This window comes from Sorangium sp. So ce1335 (assembly GCF_051521615.1).
Classification (GTDB): domain Bacteria; phylum Myxococcota_A; class Polyangia; order Polyangiales; family Polyangiaceae; genus Sorangium.
The window spans coordinates 10,250,064-10,274,742 of record NZ_CP150363.1; the positions used below are offsets into that span (position 1 = coordinate 10,250,064).

General features: G+C 74.0%; 17 protein-coding genes and 2 tRNA genes. 4 read left to right on the forward strand and 15 right to left on the reverse strand.

Annotation, left to right across the window (positions count from 1 at the left end):
* Nucleotides 1-16: 16 nt before the first annotated feature.
* Both WMF24_RS38325 and WMF24_RS38330 read right to left on the reverse strand, forming a co-directional pair.
* Nucleotides 17-1,255 (reverse strand): DUF2062 domain-containing protein, encoded by a 1,239-nt coding sequence (locus tag WMF24_RS38325; RefSeq protein WP_437732406.1) that lies wholly within the window; start codon nucleotides 1,253-1,255, stop codon nucleotides 17-19.
* A 3-nt stretch (nucleotides 1,256-1,258) separates the two neighbouring features.
* Nucleotides 1,259-2,134, reverse strand: coding sequence for a tetratricopeptide repeat protein (locus tag WMF24_RS38330; protein ID WP_437732407.1), 876 nt, complete (start codon nucleotides 2,132-2,134; stop codon nucleotides 1,259-1,261).
* A gap of 118 nt (nucleotides 2,135-2,252) precedes the next feature.
* Between WMF24_RS38330 and WMF24_RS38335 the strand changes: the two genes are divergently transcribed.
* Nucleotides 2,253-4,310, forward strand: a complete 2,058-nt coding sequence (locus WMF24_RS38335) for a peptidoglycan DD-metalloendopeptidase family protein (protein ID WP_437732408.1) — start codon at nucleotides 2,253-2,255, stop codon at nucleotides 4,308-4,310.
* Nucleotides 4,311-4,455: 145 nt separating this feature from the next.
* On the opposite strand, the gene rpsI is transcribed toward WMF24_RS38335, so the two are convergent.
* The 11 genes from rpsI to WMF24_RS38390 all read right to left on the reverse strand — a co-directional run bounded on the left by rpsI (nucleotide 4,456) and on the right by WMF24_RS38390 (nucleotide 17,664).
* Nucleotides 4,456-4,848, reverse strand: a complete 393-nt coding sequence (gene rpsI, locus WMF24_RS38340; RefSeq protein ID WP_020740460.1) for a 30S ribosomal protein S9 — start codon at nucleotides 4,846-4,848, stop codon at nucleotides 4,456-4,458.
* A gap of 8 nt (nucleotides 4,849-4,856) precedes the next feature.
* Complete coding sequence (gene rplM, locus WMF24_RS38345) at nucleotides 4,857-5,306, reverse strand: 50S ribosomal protein L13 (RefSeq protein ID WP_061610066.1); 450 nt, start codon at nucleotides 5,304-5,306, stop codon at nucleotides 4,857-4,859.
* 510 nt (nucleotides 5,307-5,816) lie between these two features.
* Nucleotides 5,817-5,901: transfer RNA gene (locus WMF24_RS38350), tRNA-Ser, on the reverse strand.
* Nucleotides 5,902-6,006: 105 nt separating this feature from the next.
* Nucleotides 6,007-6,093, reverse strand: a tRNA-Ser gene (locus tag WMF24_RS38355).
* Nucleotides 6,094-6,125: 32 nt separating this feature from the next.
* On the reverse strand, nucleotides 6,126-8,015 hold the full coding sequence (locus WMF24_RS38360; protein ID WP_437732409.1) for a sensor histidine kinase: 1,890 nt from the start codon (nucleotides 8,013-8,015) through the stop codon (nucleotides 6,126-6,128).
* 117 nt (nucleotides 8,016-8,132) lie between these two features.
* The gene (gene glmS, locus WMF24_RS38365; RefSeq protein WP_437732410.1) at nucleotides 8,133-9,965 is read right to left on the reverse strand and encodes a glutamine--fructose-6-phosphate transaminase (isomerizing); all 1,833 of its coding nucleotides are present in this window, start codon (nucleotides 9,963-9,965) and stop codon (nucleotides 8,133-8,135) included.
* A gap of 58 nt (nucleotides 9,966-10,023) precedes the next feature.
* Nucleotides 10,024-11,298 carry an MFS transporter gene (locus tag WMF24_RS38370; protein WP_437732411.1) on the reverse strand — a complete coding sequence of 425 codons (1,275 nt, stop codon included), beginning with the start codon at nucleotides 11,296-11,298 and terminating at the stop codon, nucleotides 10,024-10,026.
* A gap of 214 nt (nucleotides 11,299-11,512) precedes the next feature.
* Complete coding sequence (locus WMF24_RS38375; protein ID WP_129579465.1) at nucleotides 11,513-11,932, reverse strand: RNA recognition motif domain-containing protein; 420 nt, start codon at nucleotides 11,930-11,932, stop codon at nucleotides 11,513-11,515.
* Nucleotides 11,933-12,405: 473 nt separating this feature from the next.
* Complete coding sequence (locus WMF24_RS38380) at nucleotides 12,406-13,788, reverse strand: hypothetical protein (protein WP_437732412.1); 1,383 nt, start codon at nucleotides 13,786-13,788, stop codon at nucleotides 12,406-12,408.
* A complete protein-coding gene (locus WMF24_RS38385) occupies nucleotides 13,785-15,194 on the reverse strand; it encodes a hypothetical protein (RefSeq protein ID WP_437732413.1) in 1,410 nt (469 codons plus the stop codon). The genes WMF24_RS38380 and WMF24_RS38385 overlap by 4 nt, the downstream gene beginning before the upstream one ends.
* A gap of 10 nt (nucleotides 15,195-15,204) precedes the next feature.
* On the reverse strand, nucleotides 15,205-17,664 hold the full coding sequence (locus tag WMF24_RS38390) for an MMPL family transporter (RefSeq protein ID WP_437732414.1): 2,460 nt from the start codon (nucleotides 17,662-17,664) through the stop codon (nucleotides 15,205-15,207).
* A gap of 131 nt (nucleotides 17,665-17,795) precedes the next feature.
* Here WMF24_RS38390 and WMF24_RS38395 point away from each other — a divergent pair, with 131 nt between their 5' ends.
* Complete coding sequence (locus WMF24_RS38395) at nucleotides 17,796-18,407, forward strand: peptide deformylase (protein WP_437732415.1); 612 nt, start codon at nucleotides 17,796-17,798, stop codon at nucleotides 18,405-18,407.
* Nucleotides 18,408-18,556: 149 nt separating this feature from the next.
* On the opposite strand, the gene WMF24_RS38400 is transcribed toward WMF24_RS38395, so the two are convergent.
* Both WMF24_RS38400 and WMF24_RS38405 read right to left on the reverse strand, forming a co-directional pair.
* Nucleotides 18,557-20,026 carry a UDP-N-acetylmuramoyl-tripeptide--D-alanyl-D-alanine ligase gene (locus tag WMF24_RS38400; RefSeq protein WP_437732416.1) on the reverse strand — a complete coding sequence of 490 codons (1,470 nt, stop codon included), beginning with the start codon at nucleotides 20,024-20,026 and terminating at the stop codon, nucleotides 18,557-18,559.
* An 83-nt stretch (nucleotides 20,027-20,109) separates the two neighbouring features.
* Nucleotides 20,110-20,781, reverse strand: coding sequence for a hypothetical protein (locus WMF24_RS38405; protein WP_437732417.1), 672 nt, complete (start codon nucleotides 20,779-20,781; stop codon nucleotides 20,110-20,112).
* Nucleotides 20,782-20,959: 178 nt separating this feature from the next.
* On the opposite strand from WMF24_RS38405, the gene WMF24_RS38410 reads away from it, so the two are divergent.
* On the forward strand, nucleotides 20,960-21,316 hold the full coding sequence (locus WMF24_RS38410; protein ID WP_437732418.1) for a hypothetical protein: 357 nt from the start codon (nucleotides 20,960-20,962) through the stop codon (nucleotides 21,314-21,316).
* Nucleotides 21,317-22,088: 772 nt separating this feature from the next.
* Complete coding sequence (gene leuS, locus WMF24_RS38415; protein WP_437732419.1) at nucleotides 22,089-24,653, forward strand: leucine--tRNA ligase; 2,565 nt, start codon at nucleotides 22,089-22,091, stop codon at nucleotides 24,651-24,653.
* Nucleotides 24,654-24,679 lie beyond the last annotated feature (26 nt).

Sequence of the window (24,679 nt, forward strand, 5' to 3'; positions counted from 1 at the left end):
GCGGCGCGACTCGGGTTCAGCCCTGGGCTCGGGTCCCGACGATGAGGACATTCGAGAACGGCGTTTTCCCCCAGGCCGGCCTGGTCTCGCACGAGAAACCGAGCTGCTCGAGGAGCGCCACGATCTCCCGGGCAGGGCGGAAGCGCACGCGCTCGCCCCGGTTGAACCGGAGCGCGGTGAAGATGCGCTCCTCGAGGAGTGTGATCGAGCTCCTCAGGCCGCGCTCGGTGTCCGCCTCCCGGACGAGCAGGCGCCCTCCCGGTCGGACCGCGGCCGCCGCCCGCCGCAGGATCGCGTCCTGCTCCTCCACGCGGAAGTAGTGGAGCAGGTCGATGAGCAGCACCGTGTCTGCCTCTCCCAGCTCCGCCTCGCGCGCGTCGGCACACCAGAACTCCGTGGGCAACGCGTGGGCAGCGCGCCGCTCGTCGGACGAGGCGGGCGACCCGGGCGGCGCTGCGCCCTGCCCCCCGCCGCTCGCGCGGATCGCGTCCTCTATCTTGGCTCGGTCCCAGTCGAACCCGCGCACGCACGCGGCCCTCCCGAGCTCGAGCAGGAGAATCGGGAGCTGGCCAGCCCCGGTCCCGATGTCGAGGACCTCGCCCAGCGCGCCGGGGCGGTCGCCGGCGATGTCGGCAATCAGCCGCGCGACCGGGTCGCCGAGGAGCTTGAAGCGAACATAGTGAAACCGGGTGCGCTGCGCCGGCGTGGCGCCGTCAGGCGGGCTGTACCTCGCGGCGACCCGCTCGACCGCGTGAACCCACGGCGGCGCGCTCTCGGGGAGCCGATACGGCGCGATCGTGCTGCTCTGCAGCGAGGGGGCGCGGCGCCGCTTCAGCGCGACCACCACGAAGATCAGGCCGCCACCGAGGGCGGCGAGCGCGATCCCGACAACGGGGGCGCCGAGGAACATGTACTCGGGGAACTCGGACAGCGCTTGCGCCCAGCTCATCTTTTCATGGAGACGCAGCCAGCTCCCCGTGCGGAGGTACGCCCCGACCTGGACCTCGGCCGTGAGGAGCGCTGGCGCGAACAAGGGGTTGGAGATGTTGGCGGCGACCCAGGCAATCGCCGCATCCAGACGGAACCACAGGCAGAGGAGGAGGACGAGCGGCGTGTGGCAACCGAAGATCGGCTGCGAGCCGATGAACAGCCCGATCGCCACCGCCACGGCCGTCCGCCCGGCGGACAGCTCGCTGCCACGGAGCTCACGCCACGCGCGGCGCGCCTCCTCCCGGAGCGGAGAGTATCTCGCCAACGTTCAGGAACTGCCTTCCCGCGCAGCGTGCTCCGGTTCATCCGCTGCGTCGGATGTCGTCCTGGACAGGAGATCGGTCACCTCCGTGGGGGTCGCCTCGTCGAGCGCGTCCCAGCTCGCGCCCCTCACGGTGGACGGGGGCGTCGACTCGCGCGGGGCGGCGTCGCCGGTCCGCGCGTTCCGCCGCGCCTCCACCATGCGAAGGTACATCTTCGCCGTCATGTTGTCGGGATCGAGCGCGAGCGCCTCGCGCCACTCGGCGATCGCCTGATCGGGCGCGCCGAGGGAGTGCAGCGCGATCCCGAGCAGCACGCGCGCGCGCGCGTACTTCGGGTTCGCGTCGCGCGCGGCCGTGTAGTGCTCGCGCGCGAGCGCCAGATTGCCGGCGTCGCGGTACATCGTCCCGAGGCGCAGCTGGAGATCCGCGAACGTAGGACACAGCGCCACCGCCCGCTTGAGCTCGGCGATCGCCTCCTGCACGCACCCCACGTCGGCATAGGCCTTCGCGAGATCGGCGTGCATGTTGGCGATCTTGCCGCGCACGAACGGATCGAGCACGCCGCTCTCCCCGTCCCCGCGGCGGATGCGAGAATAGACCTGTCGCGCGGCCTCGTATTTGCCGAGGTCGTTGTAGGTGACGGCGAGGTTCAGCAGCGCTTCCGTGTAGTGCTCGTTCAACTGCACGGCGCGCTCGAAGTGGGCCTCGGCCGCGAGGAAGTCCCCTCGCTCGTGGAGGATGACACCGAGCATGTTGAACACGTCGGCGAAGCGGTCGGTCTTCTCGAGGATCTGCCGCAGAGCATGCTCGGCGAGATCGTACTCGCGCCGCTCGTAGTGCTCCCTGCCGAGAACCAGAAGCTGCTTCAGCCGGTCGTCCATGAGGCCCGCCAGCTTACGCGACCGGCGTACGACGCGGTCCCTCTTCCGCGCAACCCCCGCGGGGGGCCGAGGTTTCGCGCGGTTGCAACCCCGGCGATGCCTTGGTACGCACGTCGGCGTGCCGAGTGCAGTACCCCAGAACCCGCTCGAGGCATCCGGGGCACCGGACGCCGCGGAGCGCTCCGAGGAGCGGAACGGCGCCGACGGGAGCGCGGCGCAGCCCGGCGCCGGCTCGCCGCAGGCGCCGCGCGCGGACATCGAGCGCAGCAGCGCCGTCGAGGACGTGACGGACGACGCGCCCGACGCGTCCAGCCGTCCCGCCTCGCCGCCGCTCGCCGCGCCGCTGTCGAACCCTCGCCGCGGCGAGAGGTCGCCGGCCGCGCCCTGGGCGCGGGGCGGCGATCCGCGCGCGCGCGCGGCGCCGACCTGGCCGCAGCTCCCTCCTCCTTCTTCTGCTCGCGGGCGCGCGGCCGCGCCCTGGCTGCGCGGCGGCGATCCGCGCGCGCAGCCCCCGCGGACGCCGTCGCTCGTCGACGCCCCCTACGCCGGTCCCGGCTCGGTGGAAGGCCCGCGCCTCCCCCCTGGCCTCGGCCGTCCGTCCGCGGGGCCGCACCTCTCGCCGCGCATGACCGCGGTCTTCGGCGGCATCTTCGGCCTCGCGACGCTCACCTCGCTCATCGCCCTGCTGATCCAGGGCGTCCCGGTGCGCGACGAGCGCGCGCTCGTCGCGGCGGGCCCGGCGGGCTCTGCCGCGGGTACCGACGAGGCCGCGAAGGCCTCGTCGGCGGCGCCCGAGGTGAAGGCCAAGAAGCGCACCCCGCTGCCTGGGCCGTGGCGCGTCTCCGAGCTCGCGAAGGATCCGTCGGTGATCATGGCGAGCGACGTGATGGACCGCAGGTCGTTCATCGTCGCCCTCGGCGACAAGGGCGTGCCGAAGGCGCAGATCTACCGGATCATGAAGGCCTTCGACGGGCTGCGGAAGTTCGACAAGTGCGGCCGCAAGGACCGGTTCACGGTCGCCATGGACCGGTCCACGCGCCGCGTCCGCGCCTTCGAGTACGAGGTCTCGGCGAGCGAGATCTACCAGGCGAGGGAGAACGAGGCCGGCCTGCTCACGGGCACGACGCTCGACATGAAGATCGCCGAGGAGGAGGTCGTCGCGGCCTTCTACGTCGGGAAGGATCTGACGAGCGCGTACCAGTCCGGCGGTCTGGAGCCCGGCGTGCTCGACGTGATCGACGACGCGCTCAGCGGGCGCATGTCGACGGAGAGCTTCGAGGAAGGGAGCACCGTCCGGCTGATCGCCATGGAGGAGACGGCGCTCGGGATGTTCTCCCGGTACAAGAAGATCGTCGCGCTCGAGTACCGGCCCGCCGATCCGGCCGAGAAGCCGGTGCGCATCTACGATTTCAAGGGGCAAGAGGCCCGCGGCTACTTCGATGAGCGCGGCCGGCAGCCGTACGCCGGCGGCTGGCGCTCGCCGGTCCCGGGCGCGCCCGTGACGTCGAAGTTCAACCCGAAGCGGATGCACCCGGTGCTGAAGAAGATCATGCCGCACAACGGGACGGACTTCGGAGCGCCGACGGGGACGCCTGTGTACTCGGCGTACCGCGGCGTTGTCGACTGGGTCGGCCCTGCGGGGCCGAGCGGCAACCTGGTCACCGTCTCGCACCCGAACGGCATCACCACCGGCTACGCGCACCTGTCGAGGTATGCGCCCGGCATCAAGAGCGGCATGAAGGTGGGAACCCACCAGCTCGTCGGCTACGTGGGATCGACCGGCCGCTCGACGGGCCCGCACCTGCACTTCACCGCCAAGAAGGACGGCAAGTACTTCGACGCCGAGACGCTCCAGCTCGACGGCGAGCGCGTGATGCCCGGCGTCGATCGCGCGGCGTTCGCCGCGGCGAAGGAGGCGCTCGACAAGCGGCTCGACGCGATCCCGCTGCCCGAACCGCCGCCCGAGCCGGTGAAGCCCGAGGCCGCGGAGCCCGCGGAGCCCGCGGAGCCGAGCGCCCCGCCGCCCGCGGCCGCCGGCAGCGACGCCACGGTCTCCACCGCGCCCCAGGTCGGCCCGAGTGGACCGACCGAAGCGCAGCCGCCGGAAGGCGCGGGGGACGACGAGGGCGAGCTGATCGAAGGCCCCGATCTGAAGAACCCGTCGGAGACGATGTGACGCCGGGCGGGCCGCGAGGTCCGCTCGCAGGCGTCGGGGGGGCGCCAGACGGATGAACAAAACGCACCGAGGACGCCGGGGGAGCTCCCCTCGCGTCCTCGGTGTCTCGCCATGGCGTCCGCCCCAGGGGCGGCAGCCGCGGCGGCTAGCGCTTCGAGTACTGGAAGCGCTTGCGGGCGCCCGGCTGACCGTACTTCTTGCGCTCCTTCTTCCGCGCGTCGCGCGTGAGGAAGCCAGCGCGCTTGAGCGACGACCTGCGCTCCGGATCGAGCTCGCAGAGGGCGCGCGCGATGCCGTGCCGCATCGCCTCGGCCTGCGCGCTGTGGCCGCCACCGACGACGGTCGCGTTGACGTCGAACTGCTCGAGCAGCTCGAGCAGCTCCAGCGACTGCCTCATCACCATCCGCGAGGTCTCGCGGACGAAGTACTCGTCTGCGGGCCTCTTGTTCACCTTGATGTTGCCGGTGCCCGGCGAGAGGAAGACGCGCGCGACCGCGGTCTTACGCTTCCCAGTGGCGTACGTTCTCGTTTCCGTCATGGCTTTGCTCAGCTGTAGCTAAGAGGCTGCGGCTTCTGCGCCGCGTGGGGGTGATCGGGACCGGCGTAGACCTTGAGCTTGGTGAGGAGCTCGCGCCCGAGCACGTTCTTCGGGAGCATCCCCTTCACGGCCTTCTGGATGGGGAGCTCCGGCTTGCGCTCGAGCAGGTGACCGTACGACTCGGAACGGAAGCCGCCCGGCTCGCCGCTGTGCCGCACGTAGTTCTTCTGCTGGAGCTTGCGACCCGTCAGAAGGACCTTCTTGGCGTTCACGACGATCACGAAGTCGCCGGTGTCGACGTGCGGCGTGAACGTGGGCTTGGTCTTGCCGCGCAGCACCATGGCGATGCGGCTGGCAAGGCGGCCGAGGGGCTTGCCTTCCGCGTCGATCACCCACCACGTGCGCTCGTTGCGGGCCTCCGCAGGCTTGGCGGAAAAGGACTTGGGCTGAGGATTCATTGGGCGAAAAACTCCGGAAGGGCGCCTGCCAAAAAGGGGCGCCACATCTACAAGGCGGCCCCTCGCCTGTCAAGCGTCTGTGGTTTCTGATGGACCATTGTCCCGCCGGGGAGGCTGGTCCCGCCGGGGAGGTTGGTCAAGCGCGCCGGTCCGCGACCTGGCGTGTCCGTTTCGCATGTTTGCAGGGCCCGCCTGCTTCGCTCGGCCCGCAGCGCCCGCGTCACGCTGGGGCCGCACTGCGCGCCGCTCGGGGCAGATCACAGGCCCAGCCGTGGCCCGGCCCGCGAAGCCGCGTCTCAGGCCGGCGCCGGATCGAGGCGACGCTCTCAGGAGCCGGGCATCGAGCATCGCTCCGCACCCGTCGATCCGCATCGACCCCATCGACCCAGGCCAGGCGGCTCGCCGCGGGACGTGAACACCGCTGCCTGGCGGGCGCATCAACAGCATATGTTCCTGCGGGCTCCCCTCGGAGGAGCTCACGACAAGGAATCGATGGATTCTTCGGTCCGGCGGAGAGGGCGGGATTCGAACCCGCGGTACGTTGCCGTACACACGATTTCCAGTCGTGCACCTTCGACCACTCGGTCACCTCTCCCGATACTTCTTCGACGCGCCTCGCTTCTGCCGGATCCGCGCCGCTCACGTCGGAGCGGGCGGTCAGAGCCCATCGGGTTCACCTGGGGCGAGCAGCCAAGCGTAGCGGAGAGAGCGGGATTCGAACCCGCGGTACCCTTGCGGGTACACCTGATTTCGAATCAGGCACCTTCGGCCTCTCGGTCACCTCTCCGCGGGCGAACATGGCAAAGTGAGGCCGGTCGGTCAAGCATCTCCTGACAATCGACCGCTTCGACGGTGCGCTTTCGTCGTCGCGGCCTCCCCGGCGGCCCCCCCGCGATCGGCCCCGGAGGCGAGATCGCGCTCGAATGCCGCCGGGTTTCCCGGCCCTCCCGCCGCGGGCGCGGGCTCGCGCGGCCCGCCCTCCCCCTCGGCCCGGAGCGCGGCGCGCGCCGCCGGCGTGCCCGCGCGCGGGAGCCGGATGACGAAGCGCGCGCCGCCGAGCCGGGACTCGAGCACGTCGATGGTGCCGCCGTGGTCGACGACGATCTTCTTCACGATGCTCAGGCCCAGCCCGGTGCCGTCGTACCGCGTCGTGACGTACGGATCGAACACCGAGTCGCGCACGGCGGGATCGATGCCCGGGCCGTCGTCGTCGATCGCGATCAGGTAGCTCTGCCCCTCGCTCCGCGCCGAGACGCGGACCTTGCCCCATACGACGCCCGGGCGCTCCGCCGCCGCGCCGCCGGGCGCCGCCCGCTGCGCGTCGCGCAGCGCCTGCGCCGCGTTGCGCACGATGTTGCCGAGCGCGCGCCGGAGCATCTCCCGATCGAGCGCGGCCGGCATCGGGGCGTCCGGCACGTCGAACTCGAGATCGACGCGCCCGAGCAGCGCCTCGTCCGAGGCGCTCTCGCGCCCCGCCTCCTCGACCGCCGCGAAGCGCTCGCCCTGCTCGCGCAGGAACTCCGCGAGATCCGAGGGCTCGAGCTCGGCCTGCGGCAGCCGCGCGAAGCTCGAGAACTCGCCGACGAGCCGGCGCAGCGTGCCGACCTCCTCCTCGACGACCTCGAGCGTCGTCTGGAGCAGGCGCTGGTAGGCCGGGTCGTCCCCCGAGTACCGGCGGTGGCACTCCTCGACGGCGAGCTGGATGGGCGTCAGCGGGTTCTTGATCTCGTGCGCGAGGTGCCGCGCCATCTTCTGCCACTCGCCCATGCGCTTGAGGAACTCGATCCGCGCGCGGCTGCCCTCGAGCTCCTCGAGCATGCGATCGAAGGCGCGGCCGAGATCGGCGACCTCGTCGTCGCCCTGCAGCGCCACGCGCACCGAGAGGTCGCCCTCCGCGACCGGCCGCGTCGCCGCCGCGAGGCGCGCGATGCGATCGACGACGGGGCGCGCAACGAGCACGCCGGCGAGGACGGCGAGGACGATCGTCGCGCCGAGCAGCGCGGCGAACGCGTCGCCGTAGCTCTCGTCGAGGTACTCCTTGCGGTGCTCCCGCTCGAGCGCGCGGTACGCCTGCGCGAACGCCTGCGCCTCCTGGAGCTCGTCGAAGCGGGCGCTCGGCGCCGCGAACGTCGCGACAAGGGTCCGCGCGTCGCCCTCGCCGTCGCACGCGCCGTCGTCGTGCGCGGGCTCGGCGGACGCCGACGCGGCGGACGCCGGTGCGGCAGACGCGGACGCGGCGGACGCGGGCCCGCCGGGCGCAGGGTCGCCGGGCGCGCGCGCGATCGGCCTGCGGACCGTGAGCGTCTTCTCGCTCGCCGGATCGACCGGGCGCCCGCGCTCCCGCGCGCCGACGACCTCGCCCCCGCAGCGCTCGACGCGCAGGGAGACCAGCGCGGGGTGGGCCGCGACGACGCGCGCGAGCTCGGCGCCGAGGCGCTCCGGGTCCCCGTCGAAGGCGCTCCGGCGCAGCGGGTCCGCCGCGGCGATCGCCTCGGCCTCGAAGCGCATGCCCTGCTTGATGGCGGCCGCGAGCTCCGCATACACGCCGAGCGCCCGGTCCATGTGGACGCCGAACTCGGGCTGGAACGCGGTCGCGGACACCCGCGCGATCACCGTCCTGGCGACGACGATGCTGGCGACCAGCGGGATCAGCGCGGTCACGAGGATGGCCGCGGCGACCCGCCGCTCCGTTCTGCCAGGGATGCGCATGCGCGCAGCATAGACGCGCGCCGGACCGGGCTGCGCGCCGGACCGCGCGCGGGCGCGCGCGCGCAGGTCGGGAGGGCCGCGCGCAGCGGCGGCGCAGCCCTCCCGCGGCAGGAGCCGTTACTCGACCGTGACCGTCTTCGCCAGGTTGCGCGGCTGGTCGACGTCGTTGCCCTTCAGGTTGGCGACGTAATAGGCGATGAGCTGGAGCGGGAGCACGGTGAGGAGCGGCCCCACCTCGTCCGGTACCTTGGGGATCCAGACGTGGTGCTGCGCGATCTCCAGGATCGACTCGTCGCCCTTCGTGGCGATCGCGACGACCTGCCCCTCGCGCGCCCGGACCTCCTGGAGGTTGGAGAAGGTCTTGTCGTAGTGCGCGTCGCGCGGGCAGACGACGATCACGGGGAGGTTCTCGTCGATGAGCGCGATCGGCCCGTGCTTCATCTCGCCGGCGGCGTAGCCCTCGGCGTGGGCGTACGAGATCTCCTTCAGCTTGAGCGCGCCCTCGAGCGCGATCGGGAAGCCGAGGCCGCGCCCGAGGAAGAGCACGTCCTTCGCGTGGACGAGGCGCTTCGCGATGGCGTGCACGTAGTCGGCGTCGCCGAGCACCTCGCGCATGTGGCTCGGGATCTCCCAGAGGGCCTGGAGGATCTCGCGCCCGCGATCCGCCGGGAGCGAGTCGCGGCGGCGGCCGAGGTAGACCGAGAGCAGGAGCAGCGCGGCGAGCTGCGTGGTGAACGCCTTCGTCGAGGCGACGCCGATCTCGGGGCCCGCGTGCGTGTAGAGCGCGCCGTCGGACAGGCGCGGGATCGCGCTGTCGAGCACGTTGCAGAGCGCCAGCACCTTGGCGCCCTGCGCCTTCGCCGCCTTGAGGGCCGCGATCGTGTCGGCCGTCTCGCCCGACTGGCTGATCGCGATCACGAGGTCGTCCGGGAAGAAGATCGGCTCGCGGTAGCGGACCTCGCTCGCGAGCTCGACCACCGTGGGGACCCTGGCGAGCTGCTCGATCCAGTAGCGCCCGGCGATGCCGGCGTGGTGGCTCGTGCCGCAGGCGACGATGTAGACCCGGCGCAGCTCCCTCGCGAACTCGGGCGTGACGCCGATCTCGGTCGCGTGCACGTCGCCGGCGGCGAGGTCGATCCTGCCCCGCAGCGTCGCCTCGACGACGTCGGGCTGCTCGTGGATCTCCTTCAGCATGAAGTGCTTGTAGCCGCCGCGCTCCGCCTGGACGGGGCTCCAGTCGATGCGCTTCACGCGCCGCTCGACCCTCTCGCCGGCCACGGTCTCGATGCGCACGCCGCTCGCGCGCAGCTCGGCCATGTCGCCGTCCTCGAGGAAGATCATGTCGCGGGTGTGCGAGAGGAGCGCGGGGATGTCGCTGCCGCAGAGCATCTCGTTCTCACCGGCGCCGACGACGAGCGGCGAGCCGTACCGGGCAGCGACGATGACGTCGGGCTCGTCGCGCGAGACGACCGCGATCGCGTAAGCGCCGTGGACCTGCCGGAGCGAGCCGCGCACGGCCTCGAAGAGCGTCTTCGCCCCCTTCTGGAGCTCGCGGTGGACGAGATGAGCGACGATCTCGGTGTCCGTGTCGGAGAGGAACTTGACCCCCTGGCTCTCGAGCTGCTGCCGGATCGCCACGTGGTTCTCGATGATGCCGTTGTGAACGACGGCCACAGGGCCCGCGGAGTGCGGGTGAGCGTTCACCTCGCTGGGGCGGCCGTGCGTCGCCCATCGCGTGTGGCCGATGCCGGTGGTGCCGTCGAGCGTCCGCTTCTCGAGCGCCTCGCTGAGCTTGACCAGCTTGCCGAGCGTCCGGACGATCTCGATGCCCTTGCCGTCATGGATCGCAATGCCGGCCGAGTCGTAGCCCCGGTACTCCAGCTTGCGCAGCCCTTCGACGATGATCGGCGCCGCCTTTTTTGACCCAACGTATCCGACGATCCCGCACATGCTCGCCTCGTTCAGGTAATGCCCGCGCGCGCCACCGCGTGCTGCGGAACAGCTAACGTTACTCCTGGTACTGGGAGCTGACAGAAAAAACTGAGCTCCCTGACGAGGAACGCCGCGTCGACCGCGCAAAGGTCACAGCGAGGACGAATGCTATCGATGCCGTGATCGCGGCGACACCGAACGTGAGAGAGCCGCCGCCGCGCCTGTAGAGCTCGCCCCATGTGAGCATTCCGATGACGGATCCCGCGCCGGCGCTGGCCGAGAAGAGGCCCTGCGCGGTGGCGAGGATCTGGGGCGGGGCGCGATCGCGCGTGTACGCGAGCGAGGCGACCCACATCATCGCGAACGAGACGGCGTGGAGCGGCTGGATGGCGAGCAGGGCGGGCCACCACCGCACCGTCGAGAGCAGCGCCCAGCGGAGGGCGGCGCCTGCGAAGGCGAACGCGAGCAGCGCGGGCGGCGCGAACCGCTGGAGCAGCGGGCCGGAGAACGCCATGAGCGCGATCTCGCCGGCGACCCCCACGGCCCACGCGACCCCCACCAGCGATTCGGGGAAACCGACGTCGCGCAGGTGCAGCGTGTAGCAGAGGTCGTAAGAGGAATTCGCGCTCTGGGCCAGGAACGACGCAGCGAGGAACAGACGGAAATCACGGCTCTGGAGGAGGTCGCGTGCGCGCTGCTGCACGGAGCCGCCGGAGGCCGGCGCGATCGCCGCGTCGGCGGGCTCGCGCGCGCCCCGCTGCGGGTCGGGCCGCCGGAAGGGCGCCTCGCCGCGCGCCGGCAGCGTCCACGAGACGAGGAACGCGGCGAACAGCGCGGCGGTCATCGCGACGGGGAACGCCGCGGGCCGCGCCGTATCGATGAGCGCGCCGCCGACGATCGCCATCAGCGCGAAGCTCAGCGATCCCCAGAGCCTGAGCCTGCCGTAGGCGATCCCGGAGCTCAGCGACGCCTCCATGGCGACCACGTCGGCCATCGTGAACATCGGCGATCGGAAGAACGCGAACGCGAGCGCCGCGACGAAGAGACCGCCAAAGCCGAGCGCGACGCCCAGCGCCGACGACAGCGAGAGCAGCGCGAACACGACGAGGGCGCCGGCGCAGGCGGCGCGGATCAGCCATACCCGCACGCCGAGCGAGTCGGCGATGAAGCCGAACACCGGCGGCGCGAGGAGGCCCATCGCGGGGAGCGTCGCCGCGATCGCCCCCATCGCGATGCCCCGGACCTGCTGCGCCTCGAGCCAGCTCGGGAAGAGCGGCAGGTAGACGCCGAGGACGGCGAAGATGCCGAAATAATAGAGCGCGATCGCCCGCGGAGATGGTTTGAGCTGCAATGGATAAGAAGGTGGCATCGGCGGTGGGCTGCCGCGCCCCGAGCGCGAGGGGCGGCCAGCGTGACCGTCTCTGACGCTCGCGCGACGCAGGAGCAAGCTCCCGGCCCAGGGCACGCCCGAGGAGACGCGCCGCGGAGCGGCAGCGCACAAACGAAGACGGCGGCGCCCCTTGGGAGGGGCGCCGCCGCATGAACGTCGACCTAGCTAGCCGAGATCAGTACCGATCGCCGCCGCGACCGCCACGGCCGCCGCGACCACCGCCGCCGCCGCCGTAACCGCCGCCGCCACCGCCACGGCCGCCGCGACCACCGCCGCCGCCGCCGCCGCCGTAACCGCCGCCGCCGCCGCCGCCGTAACCACCGCCGCCGCCGCCGCCGCCGCGCTGGACCCGCTCCTCCGCCTCGTTCACACGAAGCGGACGGCCGTCCATGAGGGCGCCGTTCATCTGCTCGATCGCCTGCTGGGCCTGCTCAGGCGTGCCCATCGTGACGAAGCCAAACCCTCGCGACTGCCCGCTCTCGCGGTCGGTCACGATGTGTACATCCGTCACCTCGCCGCTCTGGGCGAATGCAGCCTGCACGGAGGCCTTGGTGGCGGAGAAGGGGAGATTACCAACGTAGAGGCGAGTACCCATGACACTGATTCACTTCACGGCTCTGCGAGATGTCAGCTTCGGTGCCGAACATTTGCCCTGCCGCCCCGATGGAGCCGTGGGGGATCGAGGGGGGGCGGCGCTGGGGAGGAGCCCCCGATGCGCCACACGTTGCGTCGTCCAGTCCGCGATCAATCCGCGATCCCCGAGAAGAGAAGCGTCGTGTCGAGTGCCAGTGACGTTCGTGACCAGCCGATAGTAACCAAATGTCCCCTCGGCGCAAGCGCTCCAAGCAGGCCCCATGGTCGCGCAGCTCGCCCGGACGTCCCGAACAGCGGCGATGCGGTCGTGTCCGCTGCGTCCGTTGCGCCTGTCGCACCTGTTCTCCTCCGTTGCGCCTGTTTTCTCTCCGTTGCGCCTGTTTTCTCTCCGTTGCGCCTGTTCTCTCTCCGTTGGGCCTGTTGTGTCCGTTGCCTCCGCCGCGTCCGTTGCGCCCGGCTCCACGTCGGCCTGCGTCAACGCCTGGCGGAGCGGCGGAACGTGGCGCCGAGATCCCAGCCCTCGCCGCTCACGGCGCGCGCGAGCGCGACGTCCGGCATCACGCCGCCCGCGATCCGGACCTCGGCCACCACGCCGAGACGGAGCGTCGCGGTGAGCGAGCGCGGCGAGGCGCCGGGCGCGAGCCGGGGCGGGTGACGGGCGAGGTCGAGGGCACGGCCGCGGTTGTCGGCGGTCGCGAGCGCGAGCAGCGCGTTGAGGGGACCCGGGCCGAGCGGGCGCACCAGCTCGACCGTGAGCGTCGCCTTTCCACGGGCGCGGCGGCGCGCGAGCTCGGCGCGCGACACGGGCTCTGTCGTGACCTCGTGCCCGGGCCGCGACAGGATCGGCGCGACCGCCTCGGCCACCTCGACGAGGTGCGCGGCAGACTCGTCCACGAGGAGCTCCGCCGGGGGACCGCCCCACCCGGGGTCGCCGTGCGCCTTCGGGAGGCCGACGAGGCCGAGGTGCGCGAGGCGCTCGGGCGGCAGCGCGTCGACGAGCCGCTGCGCCACGCCGGGCTGACCGAAGGGCCCGGCGTCGGGGCCCGTGGTGAGCACGATCCACCCGGCGACGCCCAGATCGAAGCGGACCGCGCCGCGGCGGTTCGTGTGCAGCCCCGCGCCGAGCCAGCCGAGGTCGTCGCGCTCGGCCTCGAACGCGCGCAGCGAGGTCGTGAGGTCCTCGGAGCGGATCACGTCGATCGCGTCGAGAAAGGCGGCGCCGCGCGCGGCGACGTCGTTGCGCGTCAGCGCGATCTGCCGCGGGCCGAGGTCGGCCCGGAACGCGCCGGTGCCGTCCGGGGCCGCGGGGTCGAAGCTGCGCGGCAGGAGCGCGACCATCGGCGACGCGAGCGCGCGGGCGACGCGGGCCGGGTCCGCGCGCGGGAACACGGCGGCGAGCGGGTCCTTCGGGTGCCTCTCGGGCCTCGGGACGTCGGCGAGCGCCGCGGCAGCGCCGCGAGCGCGGGCCCGCTCGACGGAGCTCACGATGTCGCGACCGTCCAGCTTGAGGAGGCGCGCGGTGCGGAGCCCCTCGCGAAGACGCACGACCGCGGCGTCGCCCTCGCGCGACGGCAGCGCGGACGCCAGCGTCGGGTACGGGTTGCCGGACGCGTCGGCCCCGTAAAGGCTGTCGGCGATCGCCGGGGCGAACAGCGCAGCGGCCGGGTCGTTCAGGTCGTGCGGGTCGAGCGAGCTCGTCGGCCACGGCAGGTGCATCGAGATGCGACCGCCGAGCGGCGTGCGCCCCATGGCGAGGGCGCGCGCCGGGAGGGCCGCCGCGCCGGCGCCGCCGAGGGCCGCGCCGAGCAGCGCGCCGGCGCCGCCGAGGAAGGCGCGGCGCGGGAGCGATCGGCTCACCGCACCACCCAGATCTCGTCGGCGGTCGCGACGGCGAAGGGAGCGCGCGCGGGGCCGTCGGGCGGACAGACCGCGAGGGCGCGCACCCCCGCCGGCGCCGGCAGGCGCAGGATCTCCTGGAGCGCCGCGCGATCCGGGCCGCCCTCGCGGCGCCGCCACGACCAGACGACGACGGCGTCCTCCAGCGGATCGAGCACGTCGAGGGCGGCGAGCAGCTCGGGCTCGCCGTCCTGATCGAGGTCGCCGATCGCGAGCTGCGCCCCGGCGCTGCCCACGGCCTTGCGGCGGCCCGCGCTGTCCCGGAGCTCGACCGCGCCGCGCTCGCGCGTCGCCCACACGGTGAAGGGCTCGCCCCGCGCGGACAGGAGCCGCGCCGACGCGAGCGCGTCGTACCGGCCGGCGAGCGCCGCGGTCGAAGGAGGCGGATCCGCCGGGGCGCACGGCCCGAGCGGGCCGGTGAGGAGCGGGCCCCACATGGTCGTGCAGGCGGAGCCGCCCGCGTCCGGGACCGCGAGCCCGGGGAGCTCGGCGATCGCCTGGAGCTCGCCGTCGAAGCGGACGCTGCGCGCGCGGTCGGTGAGCCCCACGTCGGCGAACGGCGGCAGGAGCTCGCCGTCCCGCTCGCGCTCGACGAGCGTGGCGAACGCGAGCGGCTCGCGGAGCGGTGACGGGTGCACGGCGACGACGTCCGGCCAAGAGCGCGACTGGAGCGGCACGACCCGGCCGCCGCGCAGGCGGAGCGTCGTCACGCGCCGGCGGCTCACGCTCAGGATCTCGAGCGAGCCGTCGGCGTCGAGATCGCCGCACGCGAGCGCGACGACGTCGCCCTCGAAGTTCCTCGCGCGGTCGACCCTGGCGGCGACGAGCGGGATCGGCGCGAGGAAGCTGCGGATCTCGGCGTCGATCGGCGCCTCGGCGTAGGCGTGGGCGATGGGCCCCGGCTCCGGATCGCGGATGCGCGCCCAGACGGTGCGCGGCACCGGGTACACGTCGGCGGTGACGCGCAGCCGCCCCGCCGCGATCTCGACGGCGAGGTGGACGAGCGCCGCGTCGTCGCGCGCGGCCTCGCGCGCGAGCGGCAGCGGGATCGGGTCCTTCTGCGCGCGCGCGCCCGCGCCGAGCTTGCCGGCGAGCTGGGCGGCGAGCGCGGCCGCGAGCTGGGCGCCGCGCGGCGCGGCCGCGTCGGAGACGAGCGGCGCGGCGGCGACGAGCGCGCGGCCGGTCACGGGGCCGAGCGAGCGCGCGAGCGCGTCCACGGTGCGCGCGACGGCCGGGCGCGGCGGCTCGGCGGCCGGGCGCGGCGGGGCGGCGGCCGGGCGCGGCGCGGCGCCGGTGGGCGGCGGCTGCGCCGCGGCCGGGGGCGCGACCGCGAGGAGGGCGAGGAGGAGGAGGCGCGGGGGCGACAACGCGGTGATGTTACGCGCGTCGGTGGGGCCGGGGCCAGAGCCGCAGCCCCGCCGGCACAACGAGGAGCGCGACGACGAGGCCGACCGCGCTGCCGAGCGCGCCGACGCGGCCGAGGTCCCGGAGGCCGTCGAACCTGCAGAACGCGAGCGCGGAGAAGCCCGCGGCCGTGGTCAGGGCCGTGGCGGCGATGGCCGGCCCCTCGTGGCGCAGCGTCTCGCGGATCACCGCGTCGCCGCCGCCCGCCGCCTCGATGTCGCGGGCCCGGTGGAGCAGGAACATGCCCTCGTCCACGGTGATCCCGAGCAGCACCGGGATGACGAGCGCGTCGTAGGCGTGCAGCGGGATGCCGAGCGCCCGGATCAACAGGAGGACGAGGGAGATCTCGGACGCGACGACGAGCGCGGCCAGCGCGATGTCGCGCGCGCTGCGGAGGGAGGCCGAGAGCGCCAGCAGCACGAGCCCCCCGGCGACGAGCGCGATCCGCGGCATGTCGTGCGCGAGCGTCTCGCGGAGCGACGCCTCGAGCCGGGTGTAGCCGGTGAGCATGGCCCGCGGGTCCTCGTCGCGGATGGCGCGCTCGATCCGGTCGACCGAGCCGGACTCGCGAGGCCGCACGTACAGCGCGACGAGCGCCTCGCCCGCGTCCTCCCCGAGGTAGCGCGAGAGCAGGATGGACGCGGGCCCACGCTCGAGGTCGGCCAGCGTCACCTCCTGCCGCGGCGGCGCGCGCATCCCGTCGAGCACCGCCGAGAAGCGCTCGGGGGCGAAGCCCGTGTCGCGGAGCGCCCGCGCGAGCTCGTCGGTCTTCCCTGGCAGGTCGAGCGCGTCGCGCGCGGCGAACCGCGCGGCCTGGGTCGCGGGGGCGGGCGCGAGCGCGGTGAGCGCGTCGACGGCCTCCACGTCGGCCTTCATGGAGGCGAGGCGCTCCGCGATCCGGTCGGCCCGGGCGCGGGCGCTCTCCTGATCGCCGTCCGCGAGGAGCACCACCCACTGGCCGCGCCGCCCGCCGAACGCGTCGAAGATCGCCTGCTGCACCTTGAGGGGCTCGAGCTCGGCGGGCCTGATCGCGACGATCGCCTCGGCGAGCGGCGGCGCCGCGCCGAGGGCCACGGCCGCGACGGGGAGCGCCGCGGCCGCCGCGACGGCGAGCGCGCGGCCGCGCGTCCGGGTGAGCCGGTAGAGGCCGTCGGGCCAGCGCGCCGGGGCCTCCGGCGGCGGCGCGCCCCGCTCGAGCCAGGCGCCGACGGCGGGCGTCACGACGACGATCGCGAGCGCCGTGAGCACCTCGCCCGCGGCGCACAGGAGCCCGAGCTGCCGGAGCGCGTTGATGTCCGACAGCGCGAGCGCGCCGAACGCCGCCGCCGCGGTGACGGCGGCGACGAGCACCGCGCGGGAGGACCGCGCCCTCGCGGCCCGCGCGGCCGCCCGAGGGTCGAGGCCCTCGCGGCGCGCCTCGAGCAGCGCTGCGTAGACGTGGACGCCGGTGTCGACGCCGACGCCGACGACCACCGACATGAAGGCGACCGCGATGGCGCTGAGCCCGCCCGGGAGCGCCGTCGCGAGCCCCGCGGTCCAGACGGTGCCGAGCACGAGCGGCGGCATCACCGCGGCGAGCGCGCGCATGCGGCGGAAGAGCAGCGCGAACACGGCGGAGGCGAGCAGCATCGAGATCGACCCCGAGACGGCGAGGTCGCGCGTGAGCATCTCCTCGGTGGCCGCGGCGATGGCGTGCCCGCCGGTGAGCCCGAGCGTGACGCCCGGGTGCGCCGCGCCGATGGGGGCGAGCACGGCGTTCGCGTCGGCGACGAAGGCGCGCGCGTCGGCGCCGCGGAGCGCCTGCCCGGCCGGCTGCACCAGGACGAGGTGCACCTTGCCGTCGTCGGTCGCGAAGGCGCCGTCCGCCTGCGTGCGCACCCCGGACCCGATGTCCGCGGACTCGAAGACGAGCTGCGAGAGCCGCAGCGGGTCGGCCGCGATCGTCTCGGCCGCGGCGCCGCCGCCCGGCGCGAGCAGCATGGCGCGCGTCTCGGCGAGGCGATCGCGCATGCCCTCGGGCGAGAGCGCGGCGGCGAGCCGCTCTCGCACGCGCGCGTCCGCGTGCCGGAAGGCGAGCCACGGATCGAGCGCGCGCGCGACGTCGATCCTGTCGGCGGCGCGCTGCACGGTCGGGCGCGCCGAGAGGGCCCGCGCGATCTCGGCGGCCACGGCGGCGTTCTCGTCCGGGTCGTCGCCCTTGACCATCACGACGCCGAGGTCGCCGCCGCCGAACCCGCGCACGTACCGGCGCAGCGCCGCGGCGTCTCCGCGCTCGGGCAGGAGCGAGGCGACGTTCGGCTCGAGCCGTAGCCGCAGCGTCACGGCGGCGAAGGCGGCGATCGTCAGCGCCGCGAGGGCGAGCGCGACGACGAGGCGGAGCGGCCGGCGCGGGGCGTCTGCGCGGGCCGGCGGGGGCGGAGGGGGCGCTGCCATGGCGAGGCCGGGCGGGGACCGGCGCCGCTCCTCTACCCTCACCCTCGCCTGGCCGCGAGCGCATCCAGCGGGCCGCGGATCGTGGGCCGGCCGCCCTTGCGCCCGCGGGGGCCCCGGTTCATCCCGGCAGCATGGAGCTCCCCCCGATCGTCCTCGCAGGCAGAGCCGTCCTGCGGAAGCCCGCCGAGCCCGTCCCGCCCGAGGAGATCGGGACGAGGCAGCTGAAGCACCTCATCGCGACGATGGTCTCGGTCATGCGCAAGGCGCCCGGCGTGGGGCTCGCGGCGCCGCAGATCGGCGTCGGCCGGCAGATCATCGTGCTGGAGGACAGCGAGGCGCTGATGTCCCGCCTCACGCCGGCCCAGCGCGCCGAGCGCGGCCGCGTCCCCTTCCCGCTCAAGGCGATCATCAACCCGGCGCTGAAGGTCGTCGCGCCGTCGCCCGACGGCGCGGCCGGCGCAGGGCGGGCGACATTCTTCGAGGGCTGCCTGAGCGTCCCCGGCTACATGGCGCTCGTCGAGCGCGATCTCTCGGTCGAGGTGAGCGGCGTGGACGAGGAGGGCAGGCAGGTCCGCTGGGAGGCGACCGGCTGGCCCGCCCGGATCCTCCAGCATGAGGTGGATCACCTCCGCGGCACGCTGTACGTGGATCGCATGATCTCGCGCTCCTTCTGCAGCAACGAGGAGGCGCAGGCGCTGCTCGGCCGCTCGGTCGCCGAGGCGCGGGCCGTGCTCGGCGCGTGACGGCGACGCCGCGTCGCACGCGGCGTCGCCGTGCTCGGCGCGTGACGGCGACGCCGCGTGCGACGCGATCTGCGTCAGCGCGTGGCGGCGGCGCGGTGTGCGCGGTGTGCGCGGTGTGCGCGTGATCTTACGGACCTACGGACGCGCCATCACGGAGCGGGCGAGCCGGCGCCGCCGGCGCCGCGCCCGGCGAGCGCCTCCACGATCCGCTCCATCCGGATCCCGCGCGAGCCCTTCACGAGCACAAGATCGCCGCGCTCGACGACCGCGAGCGCGCGCTCCGCGGCGGCGCCCGCGTCAGCGGCGAACCACGCCGGCACGCCGGCCGCCTCGGCGGCGCGCGCGATCCGGGACGCCTCGCCGCCAACGGCGATCAGCGCGGCGGGGCGCGCGGCCCCGACCTGCTCCCCGAGCGCGTCGTGCTCCGCCGCCGCGAGCGCGCCGAGCTCGCGCATCTCGCCGAGCAGCAGGACCAGACGCTTCCCGAGCGCGCCGGCCAGCTCGACGGCGGTCCTGAGCGACGAGCGCATCGACAGCGGGTTCGCGTTGTAGCTGTCGTCGATGATCACGGTGCCGTCCGGCAGCTCGCGCACGGACAGGCGCCCGTCCCCCGGCGGCGCGAGCCCCGCCGCGGCCCGGGCCGCCCGCTCCGTCGAGAGCCGCTCCCCGAGCGCCGCCTCCACCGCGGCGACCGCAGCCGCCGCGGCCAGCGCGCCCGCCTCTCCGAGCAGCGGGACGACGATCTCCAGCGCATCGCGTCCCCGCTCGATCCTCACCGCGGTGCCGCGGACCCCGATCGGCCGCCGCCCCGCGATCCGGATCTGCGCGCGCTCGCCGGAGCCGTAGGTGATCCGCCGCGCGGCGCCGGCGCGGGCGAGCTGCTCGACCACCATCGCGTCGTCGCCGTTGCCGAGGGCGATCCCCTCGGCCGGAAGGGCCGCGAGCAGGTCGCCTTCCTCCGCGGCGACGTCCTCGAGGGTGCCGAGCCCCTCGGTGTGCTCGACGCCGATGGAGGTGAGCACCGCGAGATCCGGCCCCGCGATCCGCGCGAGGGCCGCGACCTCGCCGCGCTGGTTCGTTCCGATCTCGACGACGGCGAAGCGGTGGCGCTCCTCGAGCCCGAGCAGCGTCATCGGCAGGCCGATGGCGTTGTTGAGGTTGCCCGCCGTCGCGTGCACGTCGCCGCGACCCGCGCCCGCGAGCAGCGACGCGATGGTACGCGTCGTCGTCGTCTTGCCGGCGGAGCCGCCGATCGCGACGATCGCGCGCGGCCCCTCGGGGTGGGCGCCCCTCCGCCATCGCTCGCGGTGCGCCCTGGCCAGCGCCCCGAGGGCGGCGAGCCCGTCCTCCACGCGCACCACGCCTCCTGCCGGCGGCAGGGCGACCTCGCGGGAGACGACGAACGCGGCCGCCCCGCGCTGCGCGGCGGCGTCGAGGAACCGGTGGCCATCGAAGCTCTCGCCGGCGAGCGCGATGAACACGGCGCCCGGCGCGATGGTGCGGCTGTCGGTCGAGATGCCCCGCGCGTCCGGCCCGGTCCGCAGCACGCGCCCGCCGGTCGCGCGCGCCAGCTCGTCGAGGGTGAAGGGGGCGAGGTTCTGCGGGATGGGCGTCGCCATGACGGGCGATCACCACCACGGAACGGGGCGCCGGGCCAACGAATCGCCTGCGGCGGCCGCTGTTCGCGCGGCGTTGCGACGCCTCAGCGTCGCGGCTTTTCCTGCTCGACCTCGTCGTAGATGTCGGTCTTCGGCCGCGGGCGCGCGGCCGGGCGGGGCGCGGCGGTCGCGCTGGGGGCCGCCGGCGCGCTCACGGCCGGCGCGGGCACCGTCTCGGCGGTCGTCGGGGCAGGCTCGGTGTAGTCGATCGAGATAGGCCCTCCGCCGCGCATGCTCTGCCACGCGGTGATGCCGACGAGCGCCAGGAGGGCGATGGCCAGGATGACGCTGAGCACGACGATGAGCGTCCTGCCGCCCTCGCGCCGCGGCGCCACGACGGCCGAGGGTTTCTGCGGCTCCGGGCGCTCCTGGACGAAGGTCGACGGGAGCACCGGCATCTCGAGCCGCGCCGACGTGGTGGCCCAGGGGCTCTCTGCGCCGTCCCATCCGCCGGCCGCCGGGGGCATCTGCGCCCCGCCGTGCGTCGCTGCGCCGTCCCATCCGCCGGCCGCCGGGGGCGTCTGCGCCCCGCCGTGCGTCGCTGCGCCGTCCCATCCGCCGGCCGCCGGGGGCGTCTGCGCCCCGCCGTGCGTCGCTGCGCCATCCCATCCGCCCGCCGCCGGGGGCGTCTGGGGCCCGCCGTGCGCCGCCGCGCTGTCCCACCTGCCCGCCATCTGCGGCGCGCCGTGCGCCGTCGCGCCGGGCGCTGCGCCCATGGCGGACTCCGGCGCGGCGACGGATGGCGGCCCTGCCTGTTCCGGCACGCCGGCGTGCAGCGAAACCATCGGCGGGCGCGCAGGCTCGGACAGAGGGGGCCCGCCGGCAGATCCGTAGCCGGGTCCCCCGAACCCCGGCGGAGGTGCCGGAGCAGGCGGCTGCGGCGCGCCCGCGCCCATGCGCTCCGTGGTCGGCGCCGGCAGGAAGGACATCTGGCTCGGGGGCGCAGGATCCGACGGCGGCGGCGCCGAGACGAACGGCAGTGCGCTCGGAGAGAAGACGCCGCTGGCCGACAGCACGTCCTGCTGCGAGACGAACCCGGGCGGCAGGGTGCCGCCGCGTGCGGAGAGGTTCGAGGTGGGCGGCTGCGTGTGTGCGGGAAATGCAGCCCCAGGCGACGCTGGCGCGGAGAACGCCGGTGCGGAGATCGCTGCTCCCGAGAACGCCGGCGCAGAGGTCGCTGCTCCCGAGAACGCCGGCGCTGACGGCGCCGGCCCTGGAAGCGGCGTCCCGGAGGGGGCTGGCCCGGCGTAGCCGGGCGCTGGCCCGGCGTAGCCGGCCGAGCTGTGCTGCTGAACGTGAGGGCTCAACGCGTACTGCGTGGAGAGCGGGCGCAGGGCCCCCGGCGCCATGAGCGGCGGCACCGGCAGCGGCCGGAAGGGGCCCCCCGCGCCGTGTGCGGGCAAGATCGGCCGGCCTGGCTGCGCCGCCATCTCACTCTCCGGGGATCCCCATGGAACGTGTTTGTCGGTCATCCGCGCGCCTCGGAGGAACCGCCCACGCGGACCCCCCGCCTCACACTGAAGCGGAACAGCGGTTTCAATCTACCTCCAAGTCTTGGTGTCCGGCCATCCTTCTGATGACGCGCCGCCCCGCGCCGAGAGGCTGCGCTGCGCCGGGGTGCGCAGCGCGACGCCGACCCAGACGCCCGTTGCGGACGAAGGTGCAGCGCGCCCAGCACCCCGGCCCCCACCACGGCGCAGGGCCGCGAGCTCGCCCTGTCGCGCGACCGCCAGCGGGCACGCGAGCGTGCCGGCCAGCCGCGCGCGGGATGGCGGACGGCGCGCGCGCCGCGTGAACGTGCCCGCCTCCAGCGCACGGGGACGGGGCGCCGCGCGCGTCGTCCGCTCCGCCATCTCGCGCGCGGGGTTCATCGGACGGTAGAGCCCGCACCGAGGCGCTGTCCACGCTTGCCGGGAACTCTCGACATGGCCCGCGCGCGCACCGCGGACGGGCGACGGCGCTCCCGCGCTGACGCGGGCTCCGGTCGCCGCGCGGCGGCTGTCGACGGCGGCAGCACAGTGCTATGGCACGTCGCGATATGGCCGCCGAGACGATGGGCCCCCGCACCTCCACCGAATCTCCCCCCAACGAGCCGCGCGAGCCCGCGCGCTACGATCACGCCGAGGTCGAGCCGCGCTGGCAGCGCGCCTGGGAGGAGGGCGAGACGTTCCGCGCCGTCCGCAGCGCGGGCGACGTCCGCGGCAAGCGTTACGTGCTCGACATGTTCCCCTACCCCTCGGGGGCCGGGCTGCACGTCGGACACCCCGAGGGGTACACGGCGACCGACATCGTGTCCCGCTACTACCGCATGCGCAGCATCGACGTGCTGCACGTCATGGGCTGGGACGCCTTCGGCCTGCCCGCCGAGCAGCACGCCATCGAGACCGGCACGCATCCGGCCGAGACGACGGCGCGGAACATCGCGACCTTCAAGCGCCAGCTCAAGATGCTGGGCTTCAGCTACGACTGGTCGCGCGAGCTGTCGACGACCGATCCGCGCTACGTGCGCTGGACGCAGTGGATCTTCCTCCAGCTCTTCAAGAAGGGCCTCGCTTACCAGGACGAGGTGAGCGTCAACTGGTGCCCGGCGCTCGGCACCGTCCTCGCGAACGAGGAGGTGATCGACGGCAAGAGCGAGCGCGGCTCGCACCCGGTCTACCGGACGCCGCTCCGGCAGTGGATGCTCCGCATCACCGCCTACGCCGATCGCCTCGCCGACGATCTCCGCCTCGTCGACTGGCCCGAGGGGACGCTGGCCATGCAGCGCGCCTGGATCGGCCGCTCGGAGGGCGCGCTCATCACGTTCGATGTCAAGGGGTGGAGCAAGGGGTCGCTGAGCGTGTTCACGACCCGGCCGGACACGCTGATGGGTGCCACCTACGTCGTGCTCGCGCCCGAGCACCCGCTCACCGCCTGGCTCACGAGCGCGGAGAGCGGCGCGTCCGACGCGCGCCGCGAGGCGGTGCGCGCCTACGTCGCCGCCGCCGCGAGCAAGAGCGATCGCGAGCGGGTCGCCGCGGCCGCGAAGGAGAAGACCGGCGTCGACACGGGCCTCATCGCCGTCCACCCGATCACCGGCGCGGAGGTGCCGATCTGGGTCGCGGACTACGTGCTCGGCAGCTACGGCACCGGCGCCGTCATGGCGGTGCCAGGCCACGACGAGCGCGACTTCGCCTTCGCCCGCGCCTACGGGCTCCCCATCGTCGAGGTCGTGAGCCCCGACGGCGCCCTGCACGACAAGCTCGAGGCCGCCTACGTCGACCCGGGCGTCGCGGTCCGGAGCGGCGAGTTCGACGGGCTCAAGACCGAGGACTGCAAGCGCGCGGTCGTCGCCCGCCTCGAGGCGCTCGGCCGCGGCCGGCGCGAGGTGAACTACAAGCTGCGCGACTGGGTCTTCTCGCGCCAGCGCTACTGGGGCGAGCCGATCCCCATCTACTTCCCCGTCGATCTGGCCGATCCGAACGGCGACCCCAGGAAGGGCGACCCGCACACGATCCGCTACGACCAGCCGATCCCGGTGGACGAGGCCAGCCTGCCGCTCGAGCTGCCGCCGCTCGCCGACTTCCGCCCCGGCGACGACCCGGCGGGCCCGCTGGCGCGCGCGGTGGACTGGCGCTTCTTCCAGAAGGACGGCGCGTGGTACGCGCGCGAGACGAACACGATGCCGCAGTGGGCGGGCTCGTGCTGGTACTACCTGCGCTTCCTCGACCCGCACAACGACGCGGAGCCGTTCTCGGAGGCCTCGTACGACGCGTGGATGCCCGTCGACCTCTACGTCGGCGGCGCAGAGCACGCCGTGCTGCACCTCCTCTACGCGCGCTTCTGGCACAAGGTGCTCTACGACCTCGGCCGCGTGAAGCACCCGGAGCCGTTCGTGAAGCTCGTCCACCAGGGGATGATCCTCGGCGAGGACAACGAGAAGATGTCGAAATCGCGGGGCAACGTGATCAACCCCGACGACATCGTGCGCGCCCACGGCGCCGACGTGCTGCGGCTCTACGAGATGTTCATGGGCCCGCTCGAGGCGGTGAAGCCCTGGCAGTCAGGGCAGATCCAGGGGGTCGTTCGGTTCCGTGATCGCGTGTTCGCGACCTGTACGCGGCCGCTCTCGGACGCGATGGACGACGCGACGAGCCGGCAGCTCCACAGGACCATCAAGAAGGTGACCGGTGACATCGAGGCGATGGCGTTCAACACCGCGATCTCCGCGATGATGGTCTTCGTCAACCACCTGAGCTCGCTGCCCTCGCCGCCGCGCGAGGCGGTCCTCCGGCTCATCCTCCTCGTGTCGCCCTTCGCGCCGCACCTCGCAGAGGAGCTGTGGCGGCTCACCGGCCACGAGCGCTCGCTCAGCTACGAGCCGTGGCCCACGTACGACGAGGCGCTCTGCGTCGACGACATCCTGGAGATCCCGGTCCAGGTGAACGGCAAGGTCCGCGGCCGGGTGATGCTGGCGAAGACGGCATCGGAGGAGGAGGCCCGCGCCGCCGCGCTCGGCCTGGAGGGCGTGGCCGCCTTCTCCGCGGGCAAGCAGGTCAAGAAGTTCATCTACGTCGCCGGGAAGATCGTGAACATCGTGGTCGGCTGAGCCCTGGCGACGCTCCGGCGTCGCCA

Bases quoted from the DNA above. Each gene is read 5' to 3' on its own strand.
- WMF24_RS38405 (WP_437732417.1), bottom strand. From the start codon at position 20,781: ATGGGCGCAGCGCCCGGCGCGACGGCGCACGGCGCGCCGCAGATGGCG.
- WMF24_RS38395 (WP_437732415.1), top strand. From the start codon at position 17,796: ATGGAGCTCCCCCCGATCGTCCTCGCAGGCAGAGCCGTCCTGCGGAAG.
- WMF24_RS38410 (WP_437732418.1), top strand. From the start codon at position 20,960: ATGCGCTCCGTGGTCGGCGCCGGCAGGAAGGACATCTGGCTCGGGGGC.
- WMF24_RS38360 (WP_437732409.1), bottom strand. From the start codon at position 8,015: ATGCGCATCCCTGGCAGAACGGAGCGGCGGGTCGCCGCGGCCATCCTC.
- rpsI (WP_020740460.1), bottom strand. From the start codon at position 4,848: ATGACGGAAACGAGAACGTACGCCACTGGGAAGCGTAAGACCGCGGTC.
- glmS (WP_437732410.1), bottom strand. From the start codon at position 9,965: ATGTGCGGGATCGTCGGATACGTTGGGTCAAAAAAGGCGGCGCCGATC.
- WMF24_RS38390 (WP_437732414.1), bottom strand. From the start codon at position 17,664: ATGGCAGCGCCCCCTCCGCCCCCGCCGGCCCGCGCAGACGCCCCGCGC.
- rplM (WP_061610066.1), bottom strand. From the start codon at position 5,306: ATGAATCCTCAGCCCAAGTCCTTTTCCGCCAAGCCTGCGGAGGCCCGC.
- WMF24_RS38400 (WP_437732416.1), bottom strand. From the start codon at position 20,026: ATGGCGACGCCCATCCCGCAGAACCTCGCCCCCTTCACCCTCGACGAG.
- leuS (WP_437732419.1), top strand. From the start codon at position 22,089: ATGGCACGTCGCGATATGGCCGCCGAGACGATGGGCCCCCGCACCTCC.
- WMF24_RS38330 (WP_437732407.1), bottom strand. From the start codon at position 2,134: ATGGACGACCGGCTGAAGCAGCTTCTGGTTCTCGGCAGGGAGCACTAC.
- WMF24_RS38375 (WP_129579465.1), bottom strand. From the start codon at position 11,932: ATGGGTACTCGCCTCTACGTTGGTAATCTCCCCTTCTCCGCCACCAAG.